Origin of the sequence: Chitinophaga sp. 22620 (assembly GCF_052044405.1) — a bacterium.
Classification (GTDB): Bacteria; Bacteroidota; Bacteroidia; order Chitinophagales; family Chitinophagaceae; genus Chitinophaga.
On record NZ_JBQEMV010000002.1, the window covers coordinates 783,482 to 801,670 of the forward strand.

General features: G+C 54.8%; 14 protein-coding genes. 11 read left to right on the forward strand and 3 right to left on the reverse strand.

The window, feature by feature from the left end:
- Window positions 1-6 precede the first annotated feature (6 nt).
- The 10 genes from ACTJIK_RS12930 (at window position 7) to ACTJIK_RS12975 (ending at window position 12,719) form a co-directional block, all read left to right on the forward strand.
- Window positions 7-1,698 (forward strand): RagB/SusD family nutrient uptake outer membrane protein, encoded by a 1,692-nt coding sequence (locus ACTJIK_RS12930; protein ID WP_440646773.1) that lies wholly within the window; start codon window positions 7-9, stop codon window positions 1,696-1,698.
- Window positions 1,698-4,124, forward strand: coding sequence for a hypothetical protein (locus ACTJIK_RS12935; RefSeq protein WP_440646774.1), 2,427 nt, complete (start codon window positions 1,698-1,700; stop codon window positions 4,122-4,124). The genes ACTJIK_RS12930 and ACTJIK_RS12935 overlap by 1 nt, the downstream gene beginning before the upstream one ends.
- A gap of 5 nt (window positions 4,125-4,129) precedes the next feature.
- Window positions 4,130-5,224, forward strand: a complete 1,095-nt coding sequence (locus ACTJIK_RS12940) for a hypothetical protein (RefSeq protein WP_440646775.1) — start codon at window positions 4,130-4,132, stop codon at window positions 5,222-5,224.
- A 1-nt stretch (window position 5,225) separates the two neighbouring features.
- Entirely contained in the window at window positions 5,226-7,052 is a 1,827-nt protein-coding gene (locus ACTJIK_RS12945; RefSeq protein ID WP_440646776.1) for an FAD-dependent oxidoreductase, read from the forward strand.
- Window positions 7,052-7,993, forward strand: coding sequence for an FAD:protein FMN transferase (locus ACTJIK_RS12950; protein WP_440646777.1), 942 nt, complete (start codon window positions 7,052-7,054; stop codon window positions 7,991-7,993). The genes ACTJIK_RS12945 and ACTJIK_RS12950 overlap by 1 nt, the downstream gene beginning before the upstream one ends.
- 16 nt (window positions 7,994-8,009) lie before the next feature.
- Window positions 8,010-8,516 (forward strand): hypothetical protein, encoded by a 507-nt coding sequence (locus ACTJIK_RS12955; protein ID WP_440646778.1) that lies wholly within the window; start codon window positions 8,010-8,012, stop codon window positions 8,514-8,516.
- An 18-nt stretch (window positions 8,517-8,534) separates the two neighbouring features.
- Entirely contained in the window at window positions 8,535-9,680 is a 1,146-nt protein-coding gene (locus ACTJIK_RS12960) for a glycoside hydrolase family 130 protein (RefSeq protein WP_440646779.1), read from the forward strand.
- Window positions 9,681-9,760: 80 nt separating this feature from the next.
- Entirely contained in the window at window positions 9,761-10,846 is a 1,086-nt protein-coding gene (locus ACTJIK_RS12965; RefSeq protein WP_440646780.1) for an amidohydrolase family protein, read from the forward strand.
- A gap of 33 nt (window positions 10,847-10,879) precedes the next feature.
- Window positions 10,880-11,344, forward strand: a complete 465-nt coding sequence (locus ACTJIK_RS12970) for an OsmC family protein (protein ID WP_440646781.1) — start codon at window positions 10,880-10,882, stop codon at window positions 11,342-11,344.
- A gap of 16 nt (window positions 11,345-11,360) precedes the next feature.
- Window positions 11,361-12,719 carry an acyl-CoA dehydrogenase family protein gene (locus tag ACTJIK_RS12975; RefSeq protein WP_440646782.1) on the forward strand — a complete coding sequence of 453 codons (1,359 nt, stop codon included), beginning with the start codon at window positions 11,361-11,363 and terminating at the stop codon, window positions 12,717-12,719.
- 16 nt (window positions 12,720-12,735) lie between these two features.
- On the opposite strand, the gene ACTJIK_RS12980 is transcribed toward ACTJIK_RS12975, so the two are convergent.
- Window positions 12,736-13,359, reverse strand: a complete 624-nt coding sequence (locus tag ACTJIK_RS12980) for a hypothetical protein (RefSeq protein WP_440646783.1) — start codon at window positions 13,357-13,359, stop codon at window positions 12,736-12,738.
- A gap of 310 nt (window positions 13,360-13,669) precedes the next feature.
- Here ACTJIK_RS12980 and ACTJIK_RS12985 point away from each other — a divergent pair, with 310 nt between their 5' ends.
- Complete coding sequence (locus ACTJIK_RS12985) at window positions 13,670-15,169, forward strand: FAD-dependent oxidoreductase (RefSeq protein WP_440646784.1); 1,500 nt, start codon at window positions 13,670-13,672, stop codon at window positions 15,167-15,169.
- A gap of 76 nt (window positions 15,170-15,245) precedes the next feature.
- On the opposite strand, the gene ACTJIK_RS12990 is transcribed toward ACTJIK_RS12985, so the two are convergent.
- Both ACTJIK_RS12990 and ACTJIK_RS12995 read right to left on the reverse strand, forming a co-directional pair.
- Entirely contained in the window at window positions 15,246-15,662 is a 417-nt protein-coding gene (locus ACTJIK_RS12990) for a VOC family protein (protein WP_440646785.1), read from the reverse strand.
- A gap of 101 nt (window positions 15,663-15,763) precedes the next feature.
- On the reverse strand, window positions 15,764-18,148 hold the full coding sequence (locus ACTJIK_RS12995; RefSeq protein WP_440646786.1) for an ABC transporter permease: 2,385 nt from the start codon (window positions 18,146-18,148) through the stop codon (window positions 15,764-15,766).
- Window positions 18,149-18,189 lie beyond the last annotated feature (41 nt).

Genomic DNA, 18,189 nt, shown 5'->3' on the forward strand with positions numbered 1-18,189 from the left:
CCGACGATGATGAAACGCAAAATATTGATCACCTGCATCAGCGCATTCCTCCTGGCCGCCTGCGGAAAACTGGACCTGAACCCGCTTTCCGACGGCTCCAGCGAAACCTGGAATTCCAATGCAGAAGAAATAGAAATGTCCCTCAACGGGCTGTATAAAGACGCATTCTGGCCTACGGACAACGACGACTGGACGGACGATTTCCTTTACCGCGACGTGACCACGCCCGTTACCGGCGCCACCATCAACGGGGAGACCGACTTTGTGAAAACCTGGTGGGTGAACACTTATAAGGCCATAGCCCGTGCCAACAACGTGATCTTCAGCATCGGCCGTGCTGAAGGTAAGCTGAGCGCGGTGCAGATCAGCCGCTATACCGCCGAAGCGAAGTTCGTTCGCGCCGCCATGTATGCAAGGCTTGTATCGCACTACAACAATATCATCTATACTGAAACCGCGCTGGATATTGAAGAAGCGATGAAGCTGAAGCAGGAAGACAGGTCCGTGAGCGTTCCGAAGATCTTTGCGGACTTCGACGAAGCGGCGCTGAACCTGCCCAAAACATACGGCGCCAACGAGCTGAAACGTGCCACCTCCGGCGCCGCGCTGGCCCTGAAAGCGCGCTTCGCATTGCAGATGGGCGACTACGCCACCGCTGCCACCGCTGCAAAAGCTTGCATCGATCAGAACGTTTACAAGCTGCATGCTGATTTCAGCAGCCTGTTCCTGTCCAAGACCAAAAATTCAGTGGAAACCATTTTCGGCCTGCCGAGATCGGTGGCGCTGAAAGTGACGCTGGGCGACCTGCAGAACTACGTGCCGCGCAACGCGGGAGGCTGGGGCGCTAAGAACCCTTCCTGGGACCTTCTGTGCGCGTTCCTTTGTAAAGACGGTTTGCCGATAGACGAATCGCCGCTGTACAACCCGCGCAGGCCCTTCGATAACCGCGATCCGCGCTGTACCGCTACCATACAGGAATTCCAGAAATCGCACCTTGGCTACACCTACCAGCCGCACCCGGATTCGGTGAAGGTTTGGAAAGACGCGGACCAGAAGTACGTGGAAAACAAAGACACCCGCTCCGTAGCCATCTTTGCGTCCTACAACGGGCTGGTATGGAGAAAAGGCGTGGATAACGACTGGCTGCTCAACTCCTGGAATGCGGAGCCTGACAAGATCATTGTGCGTTATGCGGACGTGCTGCTGATGTACGCCGAAGCGAAAATCGAGCAAAACCAGGTAGACCAGTCAGTACTGGACGCCATTAACGCCGTGCGCGCCCGCGCTTATGGCGTACCAGTGGCCAACGTAGCTGAATATCCCGCCGTGACGGTAACGGACCAGGCAGCGCTGCGCCGGATATTGCGGATAGAGAGAAGAATGGAGTTTGCGCTGGAAGGCGTTCGTTACATGGACATCATCCGCTGGAAGATCGCGGAGAAAGTGCTGAACACGCCGAACTTCGGCTTGCTGGACCCTGCGGACCTGCGCACGAAAGTAGTGCAGCCCGGCCTGTGGTTCTTTCCGCAAACGCCGGACATAGACGAGAACGGCTCGGCAAACCTGTTGCCGATGTACAACGCCGGCCTGATCAAACAGGTTTCGCTGAGAAAATTTGACGAGACACGCCAGTATCTCTGGCCTATTCCAACTTCAGAGGTATTGAGCAGCCACCTCACACAAAACCCGAATTATTGATGATGCGGATGAAAATGATCCTGCTGGCGGGCCTGCAACTCGCGGGCCTGTCAGCTTTTGCACAGGCAAATAAATATCCTTCTTACGGCGGCGTATACCCGCACCTGGCCATGTACAACAACGAAGGAGAATGCGGAACGGGCGCGGTAGTGCCCTGGGCCGGCAAGCTCTGGGTGATCACCTACGGCCCGCACCTGCCGTTCGGCTCGTCGGACAAGCTGTATGAGATCTCGCCCTCGCTGGACCAGACCGTGAGGCCGGAAAGCATTGGCGGAACGCCCGCCAACCGGATGATCCATAAAGAGAGCAACCAGCTTTTCATTGGCCCCTACGCGATAGACGGCAGCGGCAAAATAAGGGTGATACCCTATACCGCCATGCAGGGCAGGCACACCGGCAACGCCCGCCACCTCAGCGATCCCGCGGGGAAAATTTATTACGCCACCATGGAAGAAGGATTCTATGAAGTGGATGTGAAGACCCTGCAGCCAACGATGCTGTATGCAGACGGGAACCAGAAACCAAAAGAAAAGGATGAAGCCAAAAACTACCACAATGAGCTGCTGCCCGGAGCGCACGGCAAAGGCGTGTACAGTGGGCAGGGCGTGATGGTATATTCCAACAACGGCGAACCCGGCTCTCGGGCCCTCAAGCAGTTCGATATAGAATCAGGTTCGCTGTCGGAATGGGACGGGAAGAACTGGAAAGTGGTGCGCCGTAATCAGTTCGTGGAGATCACCGGTCCCGGCGGCATCAACGGCAATGCCAACCCTGCAACGGACCCTATCTGGGCTACCGGCTGGGATCATAAGTCTGTACTGCTGGCGGTGCGCGATAAAGGCAGCTGGCATTTCTTCCGCCTCCCGAAAGCCAGCCACAGCTACGACGGCGCTCACGGCTGGAATACCGAGTGGCCGCGCATCAGGGACATAGGTGTTACGGGCAGGCCCGATTACCTGATGACGATGCACGGCTTGTTCTGGCGCTTCCCCGCCAACTTCAGCAGTACGCATACGGCAGGCATCCGCCCGCGTTCCGCCTACCTGAAAGTGATCGGCGATTATACCCGCTGGAACAACCAGCTGGTGTTCGGCTGCGATGATTCCGCGCAGAAGGAATTCCTCAATAAACGCAAAGCAAAAGGCAATATAGAAGGACCGGGCCAATCCAATTCGAACCTCTGGTTCACCCCGCTCAGCCTGCCGGACCAATTGGGACCCAATACAGCGGAAGGCGCAGTTTGGCTGAATGAGAACGTGAAAGCGGGAGAGCCTTCAGAGCCCTTCCTGTTTGCCGGCTGGCCGGTACGCGCCGCCTGGGTAAATAATAACGGTAACGCAGCAACGAAGTTTACTTTCGAAAGCGGCGCACAGCAATGGACGGTGCTGAAAACAGTGACTGTTCCGGCAGGAGAGGCCGCGCAGGTGGTATTTCCCGCCGCCGCGCCCGGTGAATGGATCCGCGTAAAAACGGATGCAGACGCTAAAACTACCGTACAATTCACCTACGCGCAGAAGGATATCCGTGGAACCGTTCCCACAAATATTTTCAACGGATTGGTGAAAACTTCAGGCACACCGGCAAGCGGCGGCCTGCTTTACGGGCTGGGCGCCAACCGCAGGGCATTGGGCCTGGCAACGGAAAGCGGTTATTACGAGCTGAATGAAAAAATGGAACTGCAGCCCAAAAACGATGCATCCATGCTTTCATTCATCAAAGAAAAATTCGCCATTCCCAAACAGGCGGTAACTGTGGAAGCCGCTTCAGTACTGATAACAGACGATAACGGCCGGCGCTGGCGCCTGCCCCTGGGCAATAAGGCCTTTACAAGCCTCACAGAACAAGGCGCACTGCGCATTTGCCGCGAAGTAGCTACCGAGAGGGACCTGTTAAACTGCCATGGCACATTTTATGAATTGCCCGCGGAAAACGCGGACGGCTACGCCAAGATCCGCCCGGTGTCGACGCATAATTTCCGGATCAACGATTATGCATCTTATCGCGGTTTGCTTATCTTAACGGGCATAGATGCAAACACGAAAAGTTCGCGCATCATCCGCTCCGCAGACGGCAAAGCCGCTGTTTGGGCGGGCGTGATAGACGATCTCTGGAAGCTGGGTAAACCCACCGGCAAAGGCGGCCCCTGGTCGTCCGCCGCCATCAAAGCAGGGGAGCCATCGGACCCTTACCTGATCGGGTTCTACGACCAGCGCAGCTTGCAGCTTTCACACAAGGCCAACGCTCCTGTTTCATTCACCATTGAAATGGACCCGGTGGGCAACGGCGTGTGGATGAAATATAGAACAGTCACAGTAAAACCCGGCCAGGCCTTCGTGCACAAATTCCCGGAAGGCGTACAGGCGCGGTGGATACGCTTCACAGGCGGCACAGACTGCGAAGCAACGGCCATGCTTGAATATAAATGATACCTATGCGGTTGTTCATCCTCGTCATATTTTGTTTGATAACCGGCAAAGCTGCCGCCATATCCCCTTTCCCGGCCGATACGCTCAAGACGTATGAGATCAGGGAAGGGGATACGGTTGCTTATACCCTCAATCTTGCACTGGACGCGGCTGGCAAACCGAAATATTTTTTCCGGAATATTTTTACACCCGTGTGCAATACCGGCGAATGCAGGCCGGTGCGCGTCAACATGTATTGGGACCTGCTCGGCAATTACATCCGTTATGATCTTCCCGGCAACGAAGTGCTCACCAAAACCGATCACCGCGATTTTAAGGAAGAAGAATACCGCAAGCTGCAGGATATCCTGGCCAATGAATCATCCATTCTCGCAGAACTGAAAATGGAAGACCTCGTGGTGAAGGGCACGGAAAATATTTCCGACTCCGCCAATGTACGCACCGGCGCCACGTTGAAGACCATCAAAAATGAAGTGATAGAAGGAGCCGTGTTCACCTGCTACACGCTCTGGCATTTCGCGCACGGCCCTACCTCCGCGCAGATACAAAAGATCACGGACTCCCTGGAAACGCCTTCCATGCTGCACAGCTTCCTGCGGAGCAGCAACCATCATTACCAGTACTGGGCCATGGATAAAGTGATGAATGAAGAAGGAAAAGTGCAGGCCGGTTATGAAGAAGACATGGCAGGCATCATCCAGGGGCAGAACATTTTTACCGCCCGCTACGCATTGCAAAAACTGCACCCGGATTATTTCCTGTCCGCCAAAAGGCAGGCCTGGTTGTGGAACACTTATGCGAAGGCCGCTTACCCGCTGCAAATGGCCATCCTTAAGAAGCTGGCAGGTATACAGGTGAATGAAAAGCTTTGTGAGAAGATCGCCGCTTCGGCTACGGAAGGCAACCGCGAACAGCTGCAGGCCAAGCTGAAGATCTTGACGGCGCGGCCGAAGCTTCCGGGCAAAGCCCTGAAGAGCCTGGCAGCGCAACTGTCGCACCCGGACATGGGCGGCGACATCTACCATGCATTAAAGCAGCTGAACCCGGCGGATAAAGCCATTCAGCAGCAATTAATTCAGCACGAAATGAAAAATGAATAATATGGCAAGAACAAAAATCCTGATCCTGCTGCTGTTCCTCTGCACAGCAGCCTTCGCCCAGAAACACGTGTATGTGGAGGCGGAATCTTTTTCCGATAAAGGCGGCTGGGTAATAGACCAGCAGTCGTTTGTAACGATCGGCTCTTCGTACCTCATGGCCCATGGCATGGGGCGGCCGGTGAAGGATGCGTCCACCACCGTGCAATTCCCCGCCAAAGGGAAATACCGCATGTGGGTGCGCACCAGGGACTGGGCGCCGTTCCCCACGGGTCCGGGCAAATTCACGATCAGCATCGACGGCGCGCAGGCCGGGCAGGTAATGGGCGCCAGCGGCAACGATGCCTGGAAATGGTACGATGCAGGCGTGGTGGATATTTCAAAAGAAGAGGTGAAGCTTGTGATGAAAGACCTCACCGGATTCAACGGCCGTTGTGATGCGATCCTTTTTACCGACGCGCTGAAATTCACACCGCCCAATACGCTCAAATCCCTCAACGACTTCCGCATGCAGGTGCTGCATACTTCAGCCACGCCAAAGGATGCGGGCCAGTACGATCTCGTGGTAGTAGGCGGCGGCATTGCCGGTACCTGCGCCGCGATCTCCGCTGCGCGTATGGGCCTCAAAACCGCGCTGATACAGGACCGCCCGGTATTGGGCGGGAACAACAGCTCCGAGATACGCGTGCATCTCCGAGGCGATGTGGACAAGAACCATCATCCCAAGCTTGGCCGCATTGTGCGTGAAATGGACAACGGCGACCCCGGCAACGGCAATCCTAATGGGGCCGAATACGGCGATGACCGGAAGATCGCCATCGTGAAAGGGGAAAAGAACCTGCACCTGTTCCTCAACACGCATGTGTATAAACTGGAAATGAAAGACAACAAGATCGTCGCGGTGATCGGCAGGAATATTTCCACCAACGAGGAAACACGTTTTGCCGGTACCTATTTTTCCGATTGTACCGGCGACGGTACGGTAGGTTACCTGGCCGGGGCTGATTTCCGTCATGGCCGCGAATCCAAAGCGGAAACCGGCGAATCGCTGGCGGCCGAAAAGGCAGACAGCTTTACCCTGGGCACTTCCAACCTCTGGGCGTCCCTGGAAAAAGACACGGTTTCCAGCTTCCCGGAAACGCCCTGGGCCCTCCAGTTCTCTGATGAGTATCATATCGACGAAGCCAGAGCGGATTGGGAATGGGAAACCGGCTTCGGTAATTTCAACACCATCACCGACGCGGAAAAGATCCGCGACCATAACCTGCGTGCCGTTTACGGCAACTGGTCGTACCTGAAAAAGAACAAGCCTGAAAAATACGCCAAACGCGAGCTGGCCTGGGTGGCCTACATCGGCGGCAAACGCGAATCCCGCAGGATCATCGGCGACCATGTGCTTACGCAGATGGACATACAGGAAGGAAAATTCTATCCTGACGGCACCGTTACCGCCACCTGGACCATCGACCTGCATTTTCCCGACGCAAAGAACAGCAAGTACTTTGAAGGGCAGGAATTTTTCGCCAGCACCAAACATATCAGGGTGGCGCCTTACACCATTCCGTACCGCTGCTTTTACAGCCGTAATATTCCCAACCTGTTCATGGCAGGGAGGAATATCAGCACCACGCACGTGGCGTTCGGCAGCACGCGCGTAATGCGTACCTGCGGTATGATGGGCGAAGTAGTGGGCTTTGCGGCAGCCGTGGCAAAGAAACACAATACCACGCCGCGGGGCGTTTATCAAAATCACCTGGCAGAGCTGATGGCGATCATTAAAGACGAAACGCCGCCGGGGCAAACCCTGCAAAACCCTCCCGCGGGTAAATAATGATGTACCTGGCCGCCATATGGATGCTGCTGCAAAGCAGCCCGCTGCTGAAGCTGGAAGGCTTTGCACAGGGTACTTCGTGGCACATCGAATATGAAGACGGCCTTCGAAGGAACTTCAGAAACCAGGCGGATTCCATATTCCATGACATAGACAAGGCATTGTCTACCTACCGGGCTGATTCCGAGATCTCGTCCTTCAACCAGTTTGAGGACTGGCGGTTTCAGTCCGGTCATTTTTACAAGATGCTGCAGCGTTCCGCCGAGATATACAAAGCCACCAACGGCGCATTCGACCCCACCGTGATGCCCCTGGTGGAAGCGTACCGGCGGGGTAAACGCAGCGGGCGGGACTGGACAGAGAAAGCGGATTCGCTGCTGCAATACGTCGGGTTCCAATATATTCAATTCGACCGCGAAACCGTCCGCAAGACCAAACCCAACGTGCGACTGGATTTCGACGGCATCGCGCAGGGCTACACCGTGGATGTGCTGGCTGCTTACCTCGAAGAAAAAGGAGCGCTGCGTTACATGGTGGAAGTGGGCGGCGAGGTGCGTTGCGGGGGCGCCTGGGAGATCGGGATCGAAGACCCGCAGCAGCCCGGGAAAGACCTGTTCCGCATCAGGCTCGAAAACGCGGCCGTGAGCACCGCGGGTAATTACCAGGATCATTATACAGCAAAAGGCCATTCCTTCGGCCATATCATTCACCCCAAAAACGGCTACGTCCAACCGGATTCGCTGCTGAGCGCCACCATTATTGCGCGGGATGCCGTTACCGCCGACGGTTTTGATACGCCCTGCCTTGTACTGGGTTTTGAAGGCAGCAAACAGCTGTTGCAGCGTGAGCCATCTCTCGAGGGCATTCTTCTTTACAAAGATCAGAACGGCCGTACGGCTGTTTATATGACCGGTGGCATCAAAGCGCTGGTGGTACGGTAATTGTGTTTGTACCCGCATGAAACAGCCCATCTTATACATCGTTGGCGCCTGCCTGTTAATGGCCTGCGCCGGCCGGCAGCAGCCGCAGCATATGGATACCGTAGCCGTTACGCCTACGGAAGATTCGGCCCTGCAAACCACCGGCGCCAACCCGCCGGCCGTGAGCACGGAAGAGCAGGAGTTCCGTACTTTTTTCTCTTCCCTCCGCGAGCTGTCTGACGGCACGCACGACACCACTTTGCGCAGCATGGTCAATTTCCCCTTGCCCATCGATACTATGACGAAAACGATGGCAAAAAAAGATTACCGCAGGCTCTTCAGCGCTGAAATGCAGCATAAGCTGCACGCGGTGACTGATGAAAATATTACCAGGCTTGAGGATAATCTCCCCGGCGAATATTACCAGCGCCTGAAAAGAATGACGGACAGCGGCACGGCCATGTACAATGTGCAGCTGCAGGATACCGCCCTTATTTTCGGTAAAGTGAACGGGCAATACAAAGTGATAGCGCTCAAACGGTAGTTTTTGTATATTAAGCGCATGAAATTTCCACGCATCGCCTTTGTTGCCATCCTTTTGCTGCTCGCTGCAAGCAGCGTTGCCCAAAACACCCTGCCGGACTGGGCGCTGGGCGGTTTTGTGCGCGTCCGCGGGAAAAATCCCGTGATTTCGCCCAATAACAACACTTATTTCTGGTGCCCCATGCAGAAGGATTCCATCGCCTGGGAATCCAACGACACCTTCAATCCCGCTGCCACCGTGATGAAAAAAGACATCGTGGTGCTGTACCGCGCGGAGGACAAAAGCGGGCAGGGCATCGGCAGGAGAACTTCCCGCATCGGGTATGCCGTTAGCCGCAACGGTACCGACTTCACGCGCAGGCCCACGCCAGTGCTGTACCCGGATGCGGACAGCCAGCAGGCGTTCGAATTCCCCGGCGGCTGTGAAGACCCGCGGGTGGCCGTTACCAGCGACGGGTTGTATGTAATGCTTTATACCCAATGGAACCGCAAGGTAGCCCGGCTGGGCGTGGCCACTTCCCGCGATCTTATTCACTGGGAGAAACACGGACCTGCTTTTGAGCATGCATATGACGGGAAATTCCTGGAACACTGGAGCAAATCCGCTTCCATCGTTACACAGGTAAGGCAAGGCAAACAAGTGATCACCAAGGTGAACGGAAAATATTTCATGTACTGGGGAGAGAACGGCGTGTACGGCGCTACTTCAGACAACCTGCTGGACTGGGCGCCCGTGCTGGACGATACCGGCGGCATCAAGCCGTTCATCAAGCCCCGCACAGGATACTTCGACAGCGACCTGACCGAATGCGGGCCACCCGCCGTGATCACGGATAAAGGCATTCTTTTGCTATATAATGGCAAGAACAACGGCGGCAGCCGCCGCGATACCCGCTTTAACGCCAACGCCTATTGCGCCGGGCAGGTATTGTTCGATAAGGAAGATCCCACCAAACCCATTGCCCGGCTGGACGTGCCGTTTCTCCGGCCCATGGAGGCCTTCGAAAAAAGCGGGCAGTATAAGGACGGGACCGTGTTTATCGAAGGGCTGGTGTACCATCGCAAAAAATGGTACCTGTACTATGGTTGCGCGGATTCGCGGGTGGCCGTAGCCGTGTTCGACCCGAAACATCCCGTTGCCGGCGATCCGGTGCCTGCAAAGTGATACCTTCGCCGCTTATCATTTGACCCTTGCATAAGCCGGATAATTGCCTAGTTTTAGCTTACTATCTTATAACCGATCGTATGTTAAAATTCAATGCCCTCCTTTGCCCTTTAGTACTGGCCGCAGGTTTATTGCACGGCCAGCAGAAAATGGACTTCGAAAAGTATGACCCGGTATCCACCCTCGTTGTGCCCGGGCACCCGCTCAAAAAAGCGAAATTCCCTTTTATAGACGTGCATAACCACCAAAGGGGCATGGGCTCCGGCAACCTGGAAAACCTGACCAGCCAGATGGACGCGCTCAATATGAAAGTGATGGTGAACCTCAGCGGCGGCAACGGCAGCGAGCTCAAAAAAATGACGGACAACGTAAAAGCCAATGCGCCCAAACGTTTCATCATATTCGCCAATATCGATTTCAGCGGCATCGGGGAGGAAGGCTGGACGGCCAAAGCCGTGCAGCAGCTGCAGGAAGATTATAACGCAGGAGCGGGCGGTTTGAAAATATTCAAGAACCTGGGCCTCAGCGTAAAGGATAAAAGCGGCAAGCGCGTAACGGTAGACGATCCGCGGCTGGATGCCATCTGGGACAAATGCGGCGAGCTGAAAATGCCCGTGCTGATACACACCGCAGACCCCAAGCCCTTCTGGGAGGACGTGGACGATCACAACGAACGCTGGCTGGAACTGGTTACGCACCCGGGCCGCAAAAGAGGGCCGGATAATCCCGCTCCCTGGGAAACCCTCATCGCGGAGCAACACCGCATGTTCAAAAAACATCCCAAAACCACCTTCATCAACGCGCACTTCGGCTGGTATGCGAACGACCTGGCGCATCTCTCCAAACTGATGGATGAAATGCCGAACATCGTGGTGGAATTTGGCGCCGTGATCGCGGAGCTGGGCCGGCAGCCCAAAATGGCCAGGCAGTTCTTTGAGAAGTACCAGGACAGGATACTTTTCGGCAAAGATTCCTGGCAGCCCGATGAATACGCCACTTATTTCCGCGTGCTGGAAACGGCCGACGAATATTTCCCCTACCATAAAAAATATCACGCCTTCTGGCGCATGTACGGTATGAACCTGCCGGACGATATCCTGCGCAAGATCTACTACAAAAATGCCCTCCGCATCCTTCCCCGGATCGATAAATCGCTGTTCCAGTAATGCATTAAACTGCAATAACCGTAAATTGCAGTTATGCAGTATAAAATGGCAAATCCCGTTAAGGGTACGATCGGAGAAATAAAATACCGCTGCCGCATAGAGTGGCGCAATGGCGCTTTTGTAGCAGACGAGCCGCCAAGCGCGGGCGGGCAGGACGAAGGGCCTGATCCTTTCACGCTTTTCCTGTCCTCCGTTGTATCGTGCACGCTGGCTACGCTCCGCATGTATATAGACCGCAAAGGCTGGAACATTCCCAACATCGCCATGAACGCCAATATGTACCAGGTGACCCGCAACGGGCAGCTGGTAACGCATGTGGACAAGGACCTGTATTTCCTGAGCCCTGTGTCCGCCGAGCAACGGGAAAAGCTCGTGAGCATCGCCAAAGCCTGCCCCGTGTCGCGCCTGCTGGAAGGCGACATCATACTCACCACACTGGTGGGCGAAGGGGCTGATGTGGCCCCGGAAATGCTGGCACGCAATCCGATTGATTCCTGATTTAAACTGAAAAGATATGGCCGGAACTTTTGAAAAGATCAAACAGGCGTACAAGCTGTTCAAATCCATCGACTTTGAAAAGCTGGACAAGCTGTCCCGCAAGGTAGACCTGCAAAAAGTAATGGACGGGTTCTCGAAGCTGGACGACAGCCAGCTGAAAGGCCTGATGAAAATGATGGATGGAGGGCAAAAGAAAAAGGAACTGCCCGAGATCAATGGCGACTTTTATGAACTGCATCTGCGGCTGAGCGAAGAAGACAGGGCCGTGCAGCTGAAGGTCCGTGAATTCATGGAAAAAGAGATCAAGCCGCTGGTGAATAATTACTGGCTGCATGATGAATTTCCCTACGAAGTGATTCCCAAGTTCGCGGAGCTGAACCTCTGCGGCGTGACATATAAAGGTTATGGCTGCCCCGGAAAGTCCTTCCTGATGGAAGGCATCATTGCCATGGAAATGGCCCGGGTGGATTCATCCATCGCCACTTTCTTCGGCGTGCAAAGCGGCCTGGCCATGGGTTCCATTTACATGTGCGGCTCCGATGCGCAGAAGGAAGAGTGGCTGCCGAAAATGCAGCAGTTGCAGGCGATCGGCGCTTTCGGGCTCACCGAGCCGGAAGTAGGCTCCGGTGCGGCGGGCGGCTTAACGGTAACGGCTAAACGAACGGCTGACGGATGGGTGCTCAACGGCCAGAAAAAGTGGATCGGCAATGCGCCGTTCGCCGATGTGACCATCATCTGGGCTCGCGACCTGGACGACAGCCAGGTGAAAGGTTTCCTCGTGCGCAAAGGCACGCCGGGCTTTACCGTGGAAAAGATCAAAGGGAAGATGGCGCTGCGCATCGTACAGAACGGCCTGATCACCATGAAAGACTGTGTGGTGGAAGAAAAGGACCGGCTTCAAAACGCAAACTCCTTTAAAGACACCGCCCGCGTATTGCAGATGACCCGTGCGGGCGTGGCCTGGATGGCCGTGGGTTGCGCGCGCGGCGCCTATGAGAACGCGCTGGATTATACCCGCAAGCGCAGGCAGTTCGGCAAGCCGATCGCATCGTTCCAGCTGATACAGAACCACCTGGTGGAAATGCTTTCCAATCTTACCGCGATGCAGTCGCTGGTATTCCGGCTGTCTGAACTGCAGGACCAGGGCATGCTCCGCGACGAGCACGCCTCCCTCGCCAAAGTGTTCTGCTCCCTGCGCACGCGCGACATCGTGAGCAAGGCCCGCGAAGTGATGGGCGGCAACGGCATCCTGCTGGAATACGACGTGGCGCGGTTTGTGGCCGATGCGGAAGCCATCTATTCCTACGAAGGCACCAAGGAGATCAACTCGCTGATCGTGGGTAGAGCGATTACGGGGTTTAGTGCGTTTGTGTAAGGGCTATATACCCTGATTACTTTTTGTTGCACTCAAAACTACCCCATAATTCTTTCAGCTTTACCCAGGCCGGGTCAGTGAACGGTTTAGGCGAAAGCTGATGGAAAACGATGGTATTGGCCATTCCCGGGCATTTCACCACATGTATCATGCAATTCAATACCATCGGCTTTTTAGCCATATAATCAAGCATGGTGACAGTGCCTGTGTAGGTTGCCTTATCCTTCCCTTCCGGTTTCGCCAGCTTCTTTACCCGGGTGACCGTTTTGGTAACCATATTGGCGGGAATGCTGCGCTTTTCGATATTCCGGCCGATCAGGCCATCGTAATAGGCATTTAAATTTTTATTGATGGTCTCTGCATCGATCTCATGCGTTCCCTCTATGAGCCACAAAAAGGCATACGACCAGTAGTTCTGATGGCCTGCTTCTCCCCATCCGGGTGCAAAGCGGATATCTTCTACGCCTTTATACGGAATAGCGGGCGCAAAATCAATTGGCATCGGGAACCGCTCGATCCCCCATCCTTCAACAGGCAAATGATACGGCGCCTGCCATGTTTCATGGTTAAACGTGTTTTTATCCTGTCCGGATAGATGAAACGACCAGAGGCAGGCTAATAAAAGAAGGGTTTTTTTCATAACCATCGGGTTTAGGGCCGGCACTTTTGTGCGGGCATTTTCAGGCGTCAATTATTATGCCCGGATAAAGGTTATTGATGGCGTTGGATTTGACCGGCTTTGGGTTGATGGGACTGTCCGGAAATGGACATACCGTGTCCGGATATATACATAAGGGTTATTTGGTTTTAATGTTCCGTGGGATGCTTATTTTTAATAAAATACTGACTGAGCGCCCGCGCTATTTGTCGCGATGCACCCTGTATTTTGTCATATTCTACCCCCGGTCAAGCGCCGGAGGGGTTTTAGTTTTACCGGTACAAATATTTTTATGAGCGCATTACCGAAAATAACAGAAAACGACCCGCGATATGAAGTACTGAACCGCCGCGGTTTCAACAAACGTTTCACCGGCAAGCCGGAATACATCAGGCTGGCGGAAACGGTGGAAGACGTGGTGGCAGCCGTGCAGGAAGCTGTTTCCGAAGGCAAGCGCCTTTCCGTTCGCAGCGGCGGGCATTGCCTCGAAGGTTTTGTGCAGGATCCCGCCGTGCAGGTGCTGCTGGATATGAGCCTGATGACGGGCGTGTATTTCGACGAAGAAAAGAAAGCCTTCTGCATAGAAGCGGGCACGCTGCTGGGCGAAGTGTACCGCAAATTATTCCTCGGCTGGGGCGTGCTGATACCCGCGGGCGAAAGTCCGCTGATAGGCGCCGGCGGCCATTTCCAGGGCGGATGTTTCGGGTTTTTATGCCGCGAGCACGGCCTGGCTGCTGATTATTTGTATGGAGCGGAACTGGTAGTGGTGGACGAAAACAAAAAGGCGCATACCGTTGTGGCTACCCGTGAACAGGACGATCCCAACCATGAACTGTGGTGGGCGCTTACCGGCGCGGGCGGTGGCAATTACGGTATCGTCACCAGGTTCTGGTTCAGAACGCCCGGTGTGAGCGGCAACGATCCTTCAGAACTGTTGCCTAAAGCCCCGGCATCGGTACATGTGTTTAGAGCGAATTGGAATTGGGAAGGCGTGAGCCAGGCGGCATTCAGCCGGCTGGTAAAAAATTACTGCAACTGGTGTGAAAAGAACAGCCGGGCCGGCACCCCCGAAGCAATGCTCTACAGCCTGCTGATGCTGCGCCGCTTACAAACAGGCTCTTTCGGCATGATCGGCCTGTGCACCGCGTCCGATGCGGCGGACATTTGCAAACAGCACCTGGACGCGGTGAACAAAGGCACCGGCCTTCAGTTTACATACGAAGCCGAGGAGCTTTCCTGGCCGGCATTCGCCTGCAATCCTTTCCCGGAGCTGTTTGGCGTAGGTATGGACAATGCAAGGATGCAGGGGAAGGACGCCTTCCTGCGCAAAGGGCTAACGGAAGAGCAGATCAATACGGTCTACAAATACGTGACCACCACGGAACACAATATCATGGGCGGCATGTTCGGCATGGTGACATACGGAGGAAAAGTGAATACCATTGCCCCTGATGCCACGGCCACCCCGCAAAGGGACTGCATCATTTCCTCCGCATGCAGCACCGGCTGGGGAAGCAAGGAAGAGGAAGCTGCGCATCTGGCATGGAACCGCGGCCTGTACAGCGAGCTTTTTGCCGCAACCGGCGGTGTGCCCGTGCCCAACGAACAAACGGACGGCGCGATGATCAATCATCCCGATGCCGACCTGGCGGATCCTGCCTGGAACAAATCAGGCCTGCATTACAGCGCGTTTTACTGGAAAGGGAATTATCCCCGTCTGCAAAAGGCAAAAATGCGCTGGGACCCTTTGAATATCTTCAGGCACGCGCTTTCCATTCAGCCCATAAAATGATGTTGAACGATACATCCGCAAAAGAAAAGCTGCCCGTTTGAAGGCAGCTTTTTTCTATGATGGAATGGCGTGAAGATCAGGGAGCGGGGGGTACCTTGCTCATGTCCATATGAACCATTTCCCAGTGGTGGCCGTCCAGGTCGTCGAAGCTTACGGAATACATGAACCCGAGGTCTATCGGCGCATTGGGCGTGGTGGCGCCCGCTGCTACGGCTTTAGCCAGCCATTCGTTCACTTCTTCTTTTGAATCGGCGTTGAGGGCTACCATCACTTCAGAAGTTTTGGTGGCGTCGGCAATGGTCTTTTTGGTGAAGGTCTGGTAGAAATTATTTTCCACCAGCATGATGAAGATCACATCGCTGATCACCAAGCAGGCGCCCTGCTCGTTGGTGAACTGGGGATTGAAGCTGTATCCGAGCTGTTTAAAGAATTCCATTGACCGGTTGAGGTCTTTTACCGGGAGGTTTACGAAGATCATGTTTTGTTTTGCCATGGTGGTGCGCTTTTGTATTGCATCACAAACTTACAGCGGATAATTTGATCCGGGCATGGCTGAAAACGACAATCTCCGGGGTGTATCCCGACAAACCGAAACTATTCAGACCGCAACGACCGCATCGGGTTCGTGAGCGCAGCCTGCACAGAGCGGTAGGCCACCGAGAGGATGGCTACTACCAGCGTAACGAGAATGGCCAGCGCAAATATGCCCACGCCGATCTGTATCCGGTACACAAAATTCTGCAACCAGTGATTCATCACGTACCAGGCCAGCGGCGCGGCAATGGCGAAAGCCAGCAGCAATAATTTCCCGAATTCCTTGCCGAACAGCCATAGAATGCTCTGAACGCTCGCGCCCAGCACTTTCCGCACGCCTACTTCCTTTGTTTTCTGCGCGGCCATGAAAGATACGAGGCCGTACAACCCCATGCATCCGATCAGGACAGCCACCAACGCAAAGAACTGGATCAGGCGCAGCAGCATATCGTCCAGCTGGTAGAACCGCGCGATCTTTTCATCCAGGAAATCATATTTGTACAGGTGATCGGGGAAAGCCTTGCTCCAGGCGGCTTCTATCGCCGGCATCACGGAGCTGAGCCTGCCTGCATCTACTTTCACGGCGCAGCGGCCGTACCAGCCGAGGCCGCTGGTCATACAAACCGGGATGATCGGCTCGTGGAAGGAACGGTTATGAAAATCCTTCACCACGCCCACGATCAGGCCCTGCCTGCCATCGATGCGCACGGGCTGGTTGATGGCCTGCTGCGGCGAAGAAAGGCCGAGCTTTTTCACGGTGGTTTCGTTGACGAGGTATTCGCGGCTGGTGTCGATGGGAGAGAGGTTGCGGCCTGCGGCCAGCTGAAGGTTGAAGACGGGCACATACCGGCTGTCCGCCCCTTTCAGGTAGATCGCGAAATCTTCCGGTTCCTGCCGGCCTGCATAGCGGATATTGGTGATGTAAGTTTCATGGCCTGCCGGTTCTTCCCCGCAGAAAGTAACCCCTTCCACGCCGCGCGCCGCCGCCAGCAAGGCGTTCAGCGTACCGGTGGCTGCCTGGTCGCGCACGGGTACGGGCAACATCACCACGGCGTCTTTCCGGAAGCCAAGGTCCGCATGTTTGGCGTAACGCATCTGGTTGGCGATCACCAGCGTACCGATAATGAGCAGCTGTGAAATGGCGAACTGCGTCACCACCAAACCTTTCCGCACATTCAGCCCGCCCGCATGACGGTGGGATATTTTTCCTTTTAATGCCATCACCGGCTGAAACCCGGCAAGGATAAGCCCCGGATAAGAACCGGAAAAAAATATCACAGCCAGCAACAGCAAGGGCAGGAACAACATCAGCTGCAGATCGCTGAAGAGGTTGATGCTGAGCTCCGTGCCGAACAACCGGTTCACATAAGGCAGCATGAACAAGGCCAGCACAAAAGCCAGTATCATAGCGGCTGTGGCAATGATCGCCGTTTCCATGATGAACTGCCTGAACAGCTGCAAACGCAGGCTTCCCAGCGCTTTGCGTATGCCGATCTCTTTCGAGCGGCTCAAAGCCTGCGCGGTAGCCAGGTTGATGAAATTGACGCAGGCGGTGACGATCAGGAACAACCCGGTGAGCGACAGTGCCCAGAGATGCTGCCGGTCCACCTTCCCGTCTATTTTGGTATTGAAATGAATGTCGTGCAGCGGCTGAAGCCTGAACTGGAAGCGTTCATCCTGCTGCGGGTCGTAATATTTATTGGAGAAAGCAGGGAAGGATGTGTTCATTATTTCCGCTGTGATGCCGGCTTTCAGCCGGAGGTATGATTGGTGGAGAGCGGATGTCTGGTACCAGTTGTCTTTCGCGAAACCGCTGTGGAAGCTGTGCAGGTTTTCGTAGGAAAGATAGATCTCCTGGCGGCGGTCGGTGTTACCAGGCAGGTTTTGCAGGATGCCCGTCACCCTGAAATCCAGCTTGTTATTGTTGAACCGGTTGATGATGCGGATGATCCTGCCGATGGGATTGGTTTTGCCGAAATATTTCTCCGCCACGCGCTGCGTGATCACCGCGGTATTGGGTTCCGCCATCAGGCTGCCTTGCAGGAGCGGGTACTGCATAATGTCAAAAAAAGAAGGGTCGGCGAAGGAGAAGCCGGCTTCTTCCTGGAACTTTTTCGTGGAGGCGGGTTGCAGCACCGTAACCAGCTGATCTTTGAATGTAGCCACCCTTCCTGCTTTTTCAACAAAAGAATAATCGGCCAGCATCGCTTCCGCAAGCGGTGGCGGCACGCCGGGCTGATATTCTTCCTTATTGCTTTGTACGGCTGTCAGCACACGGTAGACCCTTTCTTTCCCCTGGTGAAAATCATCGAAGCTCAAATGAAATTTAACGAGGCTGAAGATGAGGATGGCGCAGGCGATGCCGAGCGTGAGGCCAAAGATGTTCACCAGCGTGTAAGCCTTGTTGCGCTGCAATGTTCTCAGTGCGGTCTTGAAATAGTTCATCAGCATAATTTCGTGGCAGCAAGAAAACTGCCATAGTAAGA

Coding starts and splice junctions, on each gene's coding strand:
- ACTJIK_RS12995 (WP_440646786.1), bottom strand. CDS start 18,148: ATGAACTATTTCAAGACCGCACTGAGAACATTGCAGCGCAACAAGGCT.
- ACTJIK_RS12970 (WP_440646781.1), top strand. CDS start 10,880: ATGCAGTATAAAATGGCAAATCCCGTTAAGGGTACGATCGGAGAAATA.
- ACTJIK_RS12955 (WP_440646778.1), top strand. CDS start 8,010: ATGAAACAGCCCATCTTATACATCGTTGGCGCCTGCCTGTTAATGGCC.
- ACTJIK_RS12975 (WP_440646782.1), top strand. CDS start 11,361: ATGGCCGGAACTTTTGAAAAGATCAAACAGGCGTACAAGCTGTTCAAA.
- ACTJIK_RS12940 (WP_440646775.1), top strand. CDS start 4,130: ATGCGGTTGTTCATCCTCGTCATATTTTGTTTGATAACCGGCAAAGCT.
- ACTJIK_RS12945 (WP_440646776.1), top strand. CDS start 5,226: ATGGCAAGAACAAAAATCCTGATCCTGCTGCTGTTCCTCTGCACAGCA.
- ACTJIK_RS12980 (WP_440646783.1), bottom strand. CDS start 13,359: ATGAAAAAAACCCTTCTTTTATTAGCCTGCCTCTGGTCGTTTCATCTA.
- ACTJIK_RS12985 (WP_440646784.1), top strand. CDS start 13,670: ATGAGCGCATTACCGAAAATAACAGAAAACGACCCGCGATATGAAGTA.
- ACTJIK_RS12990 (WP_440646785.1), bottom strand. CDS start 15,662: ATGGCAAAACAAAACATGATCTTCGTAAACCTCCCGGTAAAAGACCTC.
- ACTJIK_RS12960 (WP_440646779.1), top strand. CDS start 8,535: ATGAAATTTCCACGCATCGCCTTTGTTGCCATCCTTTTGCTGCTCGCT.
- ACTJIK_RS12965 (WP_440646780.1), top strand. CDS start 9,761: ATGTTAAAATTCAATGCCCTCCTTTGCCCTTTAGTACTGGCCGCAGGT.
- ACTJIK_RS12930 (WP_440646773.1), top strand. CDS start 7: ATGATGAAACGCAAAATATTGATCACCTGCATCAGCGCATTCCTCCTG.
- ACTJIK_RS12935 (WP_440646774.1), top strand. CDS start 1,698: ATGATGCGGATGAAAATGATCCTGCTGGCGGGCCTGCAACTCGCGGGC.
- ACTJIK_RS12950 (WP_440646777.1), top strand. CDS start 7,052: ATGATGTACCTGGCCGCCATATGGATGCTGCTGCAAAGCAGCCCGCTG.